Source organism: Paenibacillus sp. fava2, from assembly GCF_058313675.1.
Genome location: NZ_CM177755.1, coordinates 4,446,452 through 4,458,550 on the forward strand (window position 1 = coordinate 4,446,452; position 12,099 = coordinate 4,458,550).

Genomic DNA, 12,099 nt, shown 5'->3' on the forward strand with positions numbered 1-12,099 from the left:
CCCCCGTCAGTCAACAGCCAAATTAATCGATGGAGACGGAATCCTGATGCATTTCATCGCTAAACGTTTTCGGTCTGCCATACTCCTGCTCCGCTTGCGTCTCGCTCTTGATATCAATCTTCCAGCCGGTTAGCTTGGCGGCAAGACGGGCGTTCTGGCCCTTGATGCCGATAGCCAGCGACAGCTGATAGTCAGGCACGATAACGCGGGCCATTTTCTCAGCTTCAAAGACTTGAACTTCAAGCACCTTGGACGGGCTAAGCGCATTGGCCACATATTCCTGTACCGCGTCAGAATAACGCACGATGTCGATCTTCTCACCGCGCAGCTCTGTCACGATAGTCTGGACACGCGTACCTCTAGGGCCTACGCAGGAACCGACCGGATCAACCTCTTCATTGCGCGAATAGACGGCAATCTTGGAGCGGAAGCCTGCTTCGCGGGCAACGGAACGAATCTCAACGACTCCGTCAAAAATCTCAGGCACTTCCAGCTCGAACAGACGCTTAAGCAAGCCGGGGTGGCTGCGTGACAGCATAATCTGCGGCCCCTTGGTCGTGTTCTCCACCTTAGTGATATATGCTTTGATCCGCTCGCTCTGCTTGAACTTCTCACCAGGCATCAGCTCGCTGAGCGGAAGCACAGCTTCGATTTTGCCGAGATCGACGTAGATGTTGCGCATATCCTGGCGCTGGACAAGACCGGTAACAATATCATCTTCCTTATCAATAAAAGCATTATAGATAAGTCCGCGCTCCGCTTCGCGGATACGCTGGGTTACGACCTGCTTCGCAGTCTGCGCGGCAATGCGTCCGAAATCGCGCGGTGTTACTTCAAGCTCGGCGACATCTTCCAGCTGGAAATGCGGGTTGATTTCTCTTGCGGCAGGCAAGGAAATTTCAGTTCTGGCGTCGAGAACCTCCTCGACTACCATCTTGCGCGCAAACACTTTAATAACGCCTGTGTTACGGTTCATATCCACACGCACGTTCTGCGCCGCATTGAAGTTGCGTTTATAGCTGGAGATCAGCGCAGCTTCGATGGCTTCAAACAGCACATCCTTGCTGATGCCTTTCTCCCTTTCCAGTTCATTCATAGCTTCAATAAAATCCATACTCATGAAATTCCGGTCCCCCTTTCAAAACGTTAAAAAATAATGGCCAATCTCGCGCTGGCGACTTTGGCATACGGCACAACATGTTCTTTTTTGCCCGCGGAGATGAGCAGTTCCTCATTCTCGAACGAGACCAAACGGCCCTCGAATTCCTTAAGGCCCTGAATCGGCTCATAAACCGTTACATATACGTCCTTGCCTACCGCTTTGGCTACATCCGCTGCTTTTTTGAGCGGGCGTTCAGCTCCCGGAGAGGAAACCTCCAGGAAATAGGCCTCGGGGATCGGATCATTCTCATCCAGCTTTGAGCTGAAATATTCGCTGATCATGCCGCAGTCATCGATGTCGATGCCGCCTTCTTTATCCACGAATATGCGCAAAAACCAGTTGGAACCTTCCTTCACGTATTCAACGTCCACCAGTTCGAAACCATTGTCCTCAAGATAGGACCCGAGCATCTGCTCTACCGTTTGTTTGATTTTGGATTTGGATGTGCTCAAAAGAAAATTACCTCCACGAACTTGTCTTTTGCTATATACCAAAGATAAAGAGTGGGTTTCCCCACTCTTTACACAACGGACTTATCTCATTATTACCAAGAAAAATTATACCATAGTGCATCTGCACTGACAAGTACCAGCCCTTGACTGCCTGTACGGCAAGGCTTTACCCGGCTGATATTCCGGGGTTCCCCGCATAGTACCAGGTGATTCTTCGGAGCCGTCGCTTCACTTTGCGGGGTATTTTAGAACAGTGAAAGCTGGTTGCTCTCCGGAAGTCCGCGGAAGCAGCCCATACCGGTCAGCAGCTCGATAACCGTCTTACTTGCTTTGGATTTCTGCTGGAAATCCTCAATTGACAGGAACTCACCGGCATCCTTGGCGGCAGCAATATTGATGGCCGCATTCTCACCGATTCCCGCAAGCGCGGAGAACGGCGGAATCAGGCTGGTGCCGTCAACAGTAAAGCGGTTCGCATCGGAACGGTACAGATCGATGTTCTTGAAGGTGAACCCGCGCGCCGTCATCTCCAGTGCCATCTCGAGCACCGGCAGCATCGCTTTTTCCTTAGGCAGGGCCTGGAAGCCCTTGCCTTCGATCTCGCCGATCTGGCGGTTGATCGCTTCATAGCCCTGGCAGCAGAGCTCGATATCAAAGTCAGCCGCACGTACGGAGAAGTAGGTCGCATAATATTCAATCGGATGATACAGCTTGAAGTAGGCGGTCCGCACTGCAGAGATTACATACGCAGCGGCATGCGCCTTAGGGAACATGTACTGGATCTTCAGACAGGAATCAATGTACCATTGCGGCACTTTGCATTTCTTCATCTCTTCAATCCATTCGGGAGGCAGCCCTTTCCCTTTACGCACGCTTTCCGTAATTTTAAAGGCCAGGCTGGCATCCATACCCGCCTTATAGATCAGATAGAGCATGATATCGTCACGACAGCCGATTACAGTCTTAATGTTGCAGGTGTTGTTTTTGATCAGTTCCTGCGCGTTGCCCAGCCATACGCCGGTACCATGGGACAGTCCTGATATCTGCAGCAAGTCGGCAAAGCTGGACGGCTTCGATTCGATCAGCATCTGGCGCACGAATTTGGTTCCCATTTCCGGTACACCGTAGGTGGCCACAGGGGTGCGGATCTGTTCGGGCCGCACACCTAACGCCTCGGTAGAGTTAAACATGCTCATAACCTTCGGGTCGTTCATCGGAATGGTCGTCGGATCGACGCCGGTCAGATCCTGAAGCATACGCATCATGGTCGGATCATCATGGCCCAGAATATCAAGCTTCAGCAGGTTGGCGTCAAAGGCATGATAATCGAAATGGGTCGTTTTCCACTCGGCTGTCACATCATCCGCTGGGAACTGGACTGGTGTAATATCCTCGATCTCCATATAATCCGGCAGAACGACGATACCGCCGGGATGTTGTCCGGTGCTGCGTTTAACGCCTGTGCAGCCGGCAGCCAGACGGTTAAGCTCGGCCCCCCGCCAGCGCTTCTGGTGATGCTCCTCATATTTCTTGGTAAAGCCGAAGGCTGTCTTCTCCGCTACCGTACCAATCGTTCCGGCACGAAATACGTTATCCGGGCCGAACATCGTTTTGGTAAAGTTATGGGCATTGGGCTGGTACTCTCCGGAGAAGTTAAGGTCGATATCGGGAACCTTGTCCCCTTTGAAGCCAAGGAAGGTCTCAAACGGAATATCCTGCCCCTCTCCCTTTAGCCTGCCGCCGCAGTCCGGGCAGGCTTTATCCGGAAGGTCAAAGCCGCTTGGTATGCTGCCGTCCAGGAACCATTCATTGTGCTTGCATTCCGGATTCAGGCAAATATAATGGGCCGGTAGAGGATTAACCTCCGAAATTCCCAGGAAAGTCGCCACTACCGATGAGCCGACCGATCCACGGGAGCCGACCAGATAGCCGTCCTGGTTCGACTTTTTAACAAGCCGCTCCGAGATCAGATAGTTGGCCGAGAAGCCGTATTTGATAATCGGCGCCAGCTCTTTTTCCAGACGGGCCACCACCACTTCCGGGAGATCCTCACCGTAAATGGACTTGGCTGTGTTATAGCAGGTACTGCGGATTTCATCGTCCGCCCCTTCAATATTCGGCGTAAAGAGCTCACTGGGGAACAGATCATATTCCTCAAACCGGTCGGCAAGCGCTACGGTGTTGGTGACAACCACCTCCATCGCTTTTTCCGCACCCAGGAATTCGAACTCCGCCAGCATTTCATCCGTTGTCCGGAAATGGGCATCCGGCTTGACCTGATCCTTCAGAGGACTGAATCCGGTAATTCCGTGGATCGTGATGTCACGGAACAGCTTTTGACGCGGCTCCAGATAATGAACATTGCCCGTGGCAATGACCGGCTTGTTCATCTGTTCGCCGATTTCACAGATTTTGCGTACAACATCCCTTAAATCCTCAGCCGTTGCCACAAATCCTTTATCCACGAGATGCATATACATCGTCAGCGGCTGAATCTCCAAAACATCATAGAACTGGGCAACCTCCATCGCTTCCTCAACCGTTTTGTTAAGCACGGTCTCAAAAAATTCCCCGCGCTCACAGCCGGAAATCACGATCAGCCCGTCGCGGTGCTGCTCAAGCTTCGATTTCGGGATACACGGCACACGCTTGAAGTACTCTGTATGGCTCATGGAGATCAGCTTATACAGGTTCTTTTTGCCGGTAGGATTAAGAGCATAGATTCCGCAGTGGAATGGACGGACATTCGACAGATCATTACCTACATAGTCGTTCAGCCGCTCCAGCCGGGTCAGATTCTTCAGCTTCTCGGCATCATTCAGAAGGCCGGTCAGAATGCCGCCGAGCGCTATGGTATCATCAACCGCCCGGTGATGGCTTTCCAGCAGCACTTTATATTTATCTGCAAGTGTGTTCAAACGATGGTTCTTCATGCTCGGAAACAGCAGCCGCGCCAGCTCCAGCGTATCCAGTGACGGATTTGGCAGCTGCGGCTGGCCCAGCTTCAGCAGTGAGGCCTGAATGAAGCCCATATCAAACCGCGCATTATGGGCAACCAGAACAGCATCGCCTATGAACTCGACAAATTCCTTCAGTACCGGTTCCAAATCCGGGGCATCCTTAACCATTTCGTCAGTAATGTTAGTCAGCTGCTGGATATGGTAAGGGATTTTTTCGTGCGGATTAACGAATGTTGTATAACGGCCGATCTCCTTGCCTTCACACATTTTGATGGCAGCAAGCTCGGTAATATTATTGCGTGTGATGGATAAACCGGTGGTCTCGATATCGAATACGACATAGGTAGCTGTTTTGAGATCCATCGGCTGTGCATTTTCCACTATATTAACCGCATCGTTGACAACATTGGCTTCCACACCGTATAGCATTTTAATTTTATGCTTATGGACAGCATGGTTGGCTTCCGGAAAACTCTGCACGTTACCGTGATCGGAAACTGCAATGGCCGGATGGCCCCATTTGGCGGCAGTTTTGATGTACTCGCCGATCGGCGTAACGGCATCCATTGTGCTCATGGTCGTGTGCAGGTGGAATTCAACCCGTTTTTGCTTGGCATTATCTTTGCGGGCCGGCGGTGCGTTTACCTCGGACAGGTCCGACGGGATCATTACCAGCTCAGGGATCTGCATGAACCGGTCGTACTCGACCTTACCGCGCGCTCTAACCCACTTGCCGTTGGCCAGCTGGCTCATAATTTTCAGATCTTCTTTGGTCTTGGCAAACATTTTCATTTGCAGGGAATCCGTAAAATCTGTTATGAAGAAGGTAAACAGCGTATTACCGTTGCGCAGCTCCTTGCTCTCCAGTCCAAAAATCGTCCCTTGAATTGTAATCTTCTTCTCTTCATCCTGGATTTGCAGAATCGGTGTTGCCTGCTCCTTGATTTCATAGCCAACCTGGAGCTTGATCACTTCATTCGGATCAACTTCTTCCTCAGGCTCCTCCGGTTCGCTGCTGGTCATCATCATCATTTCCACGAGTTCACGCTGCTCCTGCTGCAGCTTCTGCTGGAATTCCTCATAAGCATCCGCTTTACTGGTTTCATTCTCGGCAATCTGCAGCTTTACTTTCAGCGGAAATCCGAAATATTTATCATAAAATTTAATAATGGCGGCTTCGATTCCCTTTTTGCGGGCAAGCTCCAGTGACATCTTGTCATTCAGGCTAAGGACAAGCGTACTGTCCTGCAGCTCCTGTGCAGACCGGGTCAGCCAGCCGTTAACCGACGGGATCTCCCGCTGCACCCACTCAATGAACAGCCCCCAGTACTCCTGTACAAGCTCCTGTCTGCCAACCTTTTCTTCATCATATAAAAACAGGAAGCTGACTTTGGCGATATGCTGCAGCTTCTCACGCATTCTCAAACAAAAGGTCCGGTACGCCTGTGCCGGGACGAGACTATCCTTGGCGATGACAATATGCCAGTCCTTATTGCCCCGGCTGATCTCTACCCGCTCAATCTGTCCGTCCATAAAATAGGAATCAATCAGCGCAGGCGGAATTTCCCCCTGCTTCATCAGAAGCTCGAACCTTTTTCTTCTCTCCGCGTTCTGTTCCACGCTTCCCCCACCCACTTACACAAGGATAAATTGTAAAAAGCTTCCGGGTCGACAAAGTGTTGGGTTCTTTCGGCCCGCCGACTCCTCTCGCCAGAAGCTGCATTCAGATACTGTCTATTATAATCGATTGTTGTTTAATAAGCTTTGGCAAAAACAACCGTATGCTTGGCAGGCTTGCCGCAGCAGATGCAGGTAGTCTTCTGCTCTGCCGGATTAAACGGAATATTGCGGCTGCCCGCTCCCGTTTCTTCTTTGACTTTATCTTCGCACTCTTCAGTTCCGCACCAGCCTGCCAGGGCAAAGCCGCGCTTCTCCTCCATCGAGGCTTTCATCTCTTCCAGGCTATCCACGGAATAGAAGTGGTCTTCACGGAATTTCAGCGCACGCTCAAACATCTCGTTGTGCACCTGCTCCAGCATGGCTTGCACTTCTTCCACCAGATTATCCTGCTGGATGACTTTCTTTTCGCCAGTAATCCGGGACACAAGCACGCAAACGCCGTTTTCCATATCACGCGGGCCCAGCTCAAGACGAACAGGTACACCGCGCATTTCGTATTCGTTGAACTTCCAGCCCGGAGTCAGATCGGCCCGGTCGTCTACACGCACACGCACTCCCGCATCCTTCAGCTGCTTGAACAGCTCGTCCGTCCGGCCAATTACCGCTTCACGGGTCTTAGGCGGTCCGATTGGAATCATAATAACCTGCGTCGGAGCAACCTTAGGCGGCAGCGCCAGTCCGCGGTCATCCCCGTGAACCATGATCAGCGAGCCGATCAGGCGGGTTGTCGATCCCCAGGAGGTAGTGTGTACATACTCCAGCGAGTTCTCGCGGCTCAGATATTGAATTTCAAACGCTTCTGCAAACTTGGTTCCGAGATAATGGGAGGTGGCAGCCTGAACAGCCCGTCCATCCTTCATCATCGCTTCAATGGAGTAAGTATCCACTGCACCGGCAAAACGCTCCGAAGGCGTCTTCTGGCCGGTAACAACCGGAATCGCCAGAAAGCTCTCCGCAAAATCACGGTAGTTATCCAGCATCCGCATCGTTTCTTCCCGAGCTTCGGCTTCGTTCTCATGCGCTGTATGGCCTTCCTGCCACAGGAACTCTGTGGTCCGGATAAACGGCAGGGTGCGTTTTTCCCAGCGTACCACGTTCGCCCACTGGTTAATCAGCACTGGCAGGTCGCGGTACGACTGTATCCATTTGGAATACATGTGTCCGAACATGGTTTCTGAGGTCGGGCGGACCGCCAGACGTTCCTCCAGCACATCACCCCCGGCCTCTGTTACCCAAGGCAGCTCGGGATTGAAGCCCTCGATATGATCCTTTTCCTTCTGGAAAAAGCTCTCCGGAATGAACACCGGGAAATAGGCGTTGCGGTGACCGGTAGCCTTCAGGCGGCGGTTCATCTCCTCCTGGATATGCTCCCAGATTTCATAGCCCTCCGGTTTGAACACGATACAGCCGCGGACCGGCGAATAATCCATCAGATCCGCTTTTTTGATTACATCGATATACCAGCGCGAGAAATCCTCGCTCTGCGGCGTTATTTCCGTAACGAACTGCTTATCTTTAGCCATGTCTTGAAATCCTCCTAAATTGCCCGGCAAAATAGAGCTTGGCTGCGGAGCCATCCGGCCGCCATTTGCGGGTCCGCCATAAATCAGCTTGGGTTAGATCGAAAATCAGCCTGTAATCAGGCGCAAAATATCATTATAGGTTACAGCAATCATGACCAGGAACAGCAGGGCGAAGCCTACAAAATGGACCATACCCTCACGGTTCGGATCGACCGGCTTGCCGCGAAGCGCTTCAACCCCGAGGAATACCAGACGGCTTCCGTCAAGTGCCGGAATCGGCAGCAGGTTAAAGATCCCAAGGTACAGGCTGAGAATTGCCGCCCAGTAGGTGAGATAATCTATGCCCTGCATAGCAATCTGTCCGGTCATCTGGAAGGTGCCTACAGGCCCTGAGACCTCATCCATATTGAAGTTGTTGATCAGCCGCTTAAATCCGGTGAATATCAGTTCGGTTGTGCTTACTATCGCTGTACCCGATTTGCTGATCGTCTCACCGAATCCGGCCTTGCGTGTCTCCACATCCCGGGTTATCCCTACTTTGCCGCCTTCTTCCCCTTCCATAGTCCGGGGAATCATCGTAACTTCGTAGGTTTCACTGCCGCGCTGCAGCACCCAATCCATCTCTTTGCCTTTGGATGCCGAGGTCAGCTCGATCATCTTCATATAGTCCCCGCCGATTTGCTCGCCGTTGACTGAGACTACGATATCCCCTACCTTTAATCCGGCTTCTTCCGCAGGCATCCCTGCACTGATATCACCGATTCTGACCACAGTAGGATTTTCGATTGGTATGCCTGCGAGCTGCAGATGCAGCGCAAACAGGACAAAAGCCAGAATAAAGTTCATTACTGGTCCGGCTACGATAGCCAAAGCGCGCTGCCCGACGGTTTTGCTGCCGAATTGGCGGTCTTTAGGCGCGATTTGGGTCTGCTGGCCGCCTTTGATCATCATGGCCTGCGGATGCACATCATAGGTAGTGACCTCACCGTCTACATCAAGGCGGATCTTCAGCTCATCCTCCAGGTCTGTAAACTGCGCTTCCCCGCGGATTACATTTCTGCGGGTATCCAGCGAGTCTAGGTAGATGTTCTTAACCTTGTTGTCCTGCCCGAGCCTGACCGCGATCATCTGCCCCTGGCCGATCTCAACAATTTCGGGATCCTCCCCGGCCATCCGCGCGTAACCGCCGAAAGGCAGCAGACGGAGCGTGAACTGGGTTTCACCGCGTCTATAAGAAAACAGTTTCGGGCCGAAACCGATAGCAAATTCGCGTACAAGAATACCGGCGCGTTTGGCGAAAAAATAATGTCCCCATTCATGGACAGTCACCAGAACAAAAAACATAAGCACCGTCAAAAAAACGACCCTTACCATTTCCATCCGTAACATTCCCCCTTTAGGTGTAAGACCGAAGTATGTCCTCTTAATTTATCATTATTCCAAGGCCCGGCACAAGAGAATCAACAGTCTCAGCCTATTTTTACAGGGTAACGTAAATTCCCCGCCCGCATCAGCCTTTAAACCGTTTCAACACGGTTATAGCTTAGCGGCAATTTCCCGGGTTACAGCATCACATTGCTCAATCTGCTGCAGATTCGGATTGCCGGCATTTTCATGCCGCTGCAGCACTTCTTCAATAATTTCCTCTATGCGTAAAAATGGAATTTCACGGCGCAGGAACCGGGCAACTGCAACCTCATTGGCTGCATTATAGGCAGTTGTCGCAGTTCCTCCTGCTTTGCCGCATTCGATTGCCAGCTTCAGCAGCGGGTACCGGACAAAATCCATCTCCCGGAAGGTCAGGCGGCCGATTTCAGCCAGCGACAGCCTGGAGGCCGGTGAAGGCCAGCGGTTTGGATAAGTCAGGGCATACTGGATCGGGACGCGCATATCCGGGCTGCCCAACTGTGCAATGATGCTGCTGTCACAAAACTCTACATAGGAGTGAATAATGCTCTCCGGATGCAGTAGTACATTAATTTTTTCATAAGGCAGGTTGAATAGCCAGTGTGCTTCAATAACCTCAAGGCCCTTGTTGACCATCGTGGCCGAGTCAATGGTAATTTTAGCTCCCATGCTCCAGTTCGGATGACGAAGCGCATCTTCTACAGTAACATTTACAAGCTGATCACGCGTGTAATCCCGGAATGAACCACCGGATGCTGTGACAGTGATACTGGCAATGTCCGCACGGTTTTCCCCGTTCAGGCACTGAAAAATGGCAGAGTGCTCACTGTCCACCGGCAGGATCTTCACTCCCTTGCGGTCAGCGAGTTCTGTCACCAGATGGCCGGCTGTGACGAGCGTTTCTTTGTTAGCCAGTCCGATATGGCGGCCGGCTTCAATAGCTGCAAGTGTAGACTGAAGGCCCACACTGCCAACCAGAGCGGTTACAACCGTCTCCGCCTCCCCGCCCGCAGCAATTTCCACGAGACCCTCATTACCGTAAAAAAGTTCAACTCCGTCAGGCAGGCTGGAGCGGATCTCCTCAGCATGCTGCTTCGAAGAGACCGATACACGGCGCGGCTTAAAGCGGCGGACCTGCTCGAGCAGAAGACCCGTATTGCTCCCTGCAGCCAAGCCGTCCACAATAAACTGATCGGGATGCATGGCAACCACATCCAGTGTCTGTGTGCCGATTGAACCGGTAGAGCCGAGTATACTTATTCTTTTCACTGTTGGATCTTCTCCCTGTCGTTTGTTAGTAAGGCATAAGCATTACGATATGTACGAAAGGAAATACGATAATCCAGCTGTCGCAGCGGTCAAGAATCCCTCCATGACCAGGCAGCAGCGAGCCTGAATCCTTAATACCGTACACCCGTTTATAGGCAGACTGTACCAGATCTCCAAGCTGACCGAGAACAGCAGCAGACAGACCAATCAGGAGGGCCCGTCCGATAGTCAGCAGATCAGGAGCAAATAATGCGAATAATGCCGAAATGATTACAGAAATAGCTACACCGCCAAGCGCACCCTCCACTGTTTTGTTGGGGCTGATCGCCGGCCAGAGCTTGTTTTTGCCAAAGCTTCTTCCGACAAAGTAGGCTCCGGCATCACTGCCCCAAATGCAGCACAGCAGCAGCAGCGTCCAGAACAGGCCATGGCCGTCGCCGGCCGCCCGGGTGGTGCCCATATAGGAAAAGCCCATCCCTATGTATACAATTCCGGTAAACAAAAGTGCGGTGAGCCGAATGTCATGTTTATTTTTGCTGAATACCGTAACCAGCAGGAATACCAGCAATAATAGCCATACTCCCTGTTCCCAGGTCAACCATGCGGAAACATCCAGCAATCCCCAGGGGATCATGAAGCAGACAATCGAAGCGTAGCCAAGCAGGGCAGTGCCGCTTAACGGAGAGAGCCGTGTCATTTTGACAAATTCATATAATCCGACGAGTGCCATGGCAGTCAGCAGGAGCTGATAGGACCAGCCCCCGATAGCACAAAGCCCCAGAAAAAGCGCTCCGGCCACAATTCCGGTAATGAGTCGTTGCTTCAAAGGTTCCCATCTCCCATCACAGGCTACTTCAATCCGCCATAACGGCGTGTACGGCGCTGATATTCTGCCACAGCCTGCATCAAATGCGTCTTGTCAAACTCAGGCCAGTAGGCATCCGTAAACCAAAACTCACTGTACGCAACTTGCCAAAGCATAAAATTGCTCAGCCGCATCTCTCCGCTCGTACGGATCAGCAGATCCGGATCAGGTAAGCCGCCAGACAGCAGTCTGCTGTCAATCAGCTCGGAAGTGATCTCCTCGGGAGACAGCCGGCCGGCCTTGATGTCCTTGCCGAGGTCCCGCATACAGTCTTCCAGCTCTTTGCGTCCGCCGTAATTCAGCGCGAAATTCAAGATAAGTCCGGTATTGTGCTTGGTCCGCTCAACAGCCTCTTCCATCGCTTTGCGGGTATGGGAAGGCAGGGCTTCACTGTCTCCCATCACACGAACCTGTACGTTTTTTTCAATCAGTTCATCCAGTTCAAGGGCAAGGAATTCCACAGGCAGCTTCATCAGAAAGTCGACTTCATCCTTGGGCCGCTTCCAGTTTTCCGTAGAAAAAGCGTACATTGTCAGGAACTCTACTCCCAGATCATTAGCAGCAATGGTAGCACGTTTTACGGCCTTCATCCCGTTCTGGTGACCGACAATGCGCGGCAAGCCGCGCCGTTTCGCCCAGCGTCCGTTGCCGTCCATAATAATCGCTATATGCCGGGGAATATTGTCAGGTGAGATCTCAGCGGGCTGTTCTTCCTGCCTGTCATTACGGCTAAGCCATGCTTGAATCCGTTTGATCATTTCCGTTTCCTCCAAGCTCTTAT

The 12,099-nt window shown here is 52.0% G+C and carries 8 protein-coding genes; all 8 read right to left on the reverse strand.

Annotation, left to right across the window (positions count from 1 at the left end):
• Positions 1 to 22 precede the first annotated feature (22 nt).
• Entirely contained in the window at positions 23 to 1,120 is a 1,098-nt protein-coding gene (gene nusA / locus AC4G46_RS19320; protein ID WP_090713509.1) for a transcription termination factor NusA, read from the reverse strand.
• A gap of 26 nt (positions 1,121 to 1,146) precedes the next feature.
• Entirely contained in the window at positions 1,147 to 1,614 is a 468-nt protein-coding gene (gene rimP / locus AC4G46_RS19325; protein ID WP_082707846.1) for a ribosome maturation factor RimP, read from the reverse strand.
• Positions 1,615 to 1,859: 245 nt separating this feature from the next.
• The gene (locus tag AC4G46_RS19330; RefSeq protein WP_491124142.1) at positions 1,860 to 6,194 is read right to left on the reverse strand and encodes a PolC-type DNA polymerase III; all 4,335 of its coding nucleotides are present in this window, start codon (positions 6,192 to 6,194) and stop codon (positions 1,860 to 1,862) included.
• Positions 6,195 to 6,328: 134 nt separating this feature from the next.
• The gene (proS, locus tag AC4G46_RS19335; protein ID WP_491124143.1) at positions 6,329 to 7,777 is read right to left on the reverse strand and encodes a proline--tRNA ligase; all 1,449 of its coding nucleotides are present in this window, start codon (positions 7,775 to 7,777) and stop codon (positions 6,329 to 6,331) included.
• A gap of 105 nt (positions 7,778 to 7,882) precedes the next feature.
• The gene (gene rseP / locus AC4G46_RS19340) at positions 7,883 to 9,157 is read right to left on the reverse strand and encodes an RIP metalloprotease RseP (RefSeq protein WP_491124144.1); all 1,275 of its coding nucleotides are present in this window, start codon (positions 9,155 to 9,157) and stop codon (positions 7,883 to 7,885) included.
• Positions 9,158 to 9,313: 156 nt separating this feature from the next.
• The gene (locus tag AC4G46_RS19345) at positions 9,314 to 10,453 is read right to left on the reverse strand and encodes a 1-deoxy-D-xylulose-5-phosphate reductoisomerase (protein ID WP_491124145.1); all 1,140 of its coding nucleotides are present in this window, start codon (positions 10,451 to 10,453) and stop codon (positions 9,314 to 9,316) included.
• 25 nt (positions 10,454 to 10,478) lie between these two features.
• On the reverse strand, positions 10,479 to 11,279 hold the full coding sequence (locus AC4G46_RS19350; protein WP_491124146.1) for a phosphatidate cytidylyltransferase: 801 nt from the start codon (positions 11,277 to 11,279) through the stop codon (positions 10,479 to 10,481).
• Between the two features lie 23 nt (positions 11,280 to 11,302).
• Entirely contained in the window at positions 11,303 to 12,076 is a 774-nt protein-coding gene (gene uppS, locus AC4G46_RS19355; RefSeq protein ID WP_491124147.1) for an undecaprenyl pyrophosphate synthase, read from the reverse strand.
• Positions 12,077 to 12,099 lie beyond the last annotated feature (23 nt).

Coding starts and splice junctions, on each gene's coding strand:
- nusA (WP_090713509.1), bottom strand. CDS start 1,120: ATGAGTATGGATTTTATTGAAGCTATGAATGAACTGGAAAGGGAGAAA.
- proS (WP_491124143.1), bottom strand. CDS start 7,777: ATGGCTAAAGATAAGCAGTTCGTTACGGAAATAACGCCGCAGAGCGAG.
- rseP (WP_491124144.1), bottom strand. CDS start 9,157: ATGGAAATGGTAAGGGTCGTTTTTTTGACGGTGCTTATGTTTTTTGTT.
- uppS (WP_491124147.1), bottom strand. CDS start 12,076: ATGATCAAACGGATTCAAGCATGGCTTAGCCGTAATGACAGGCAGGAA.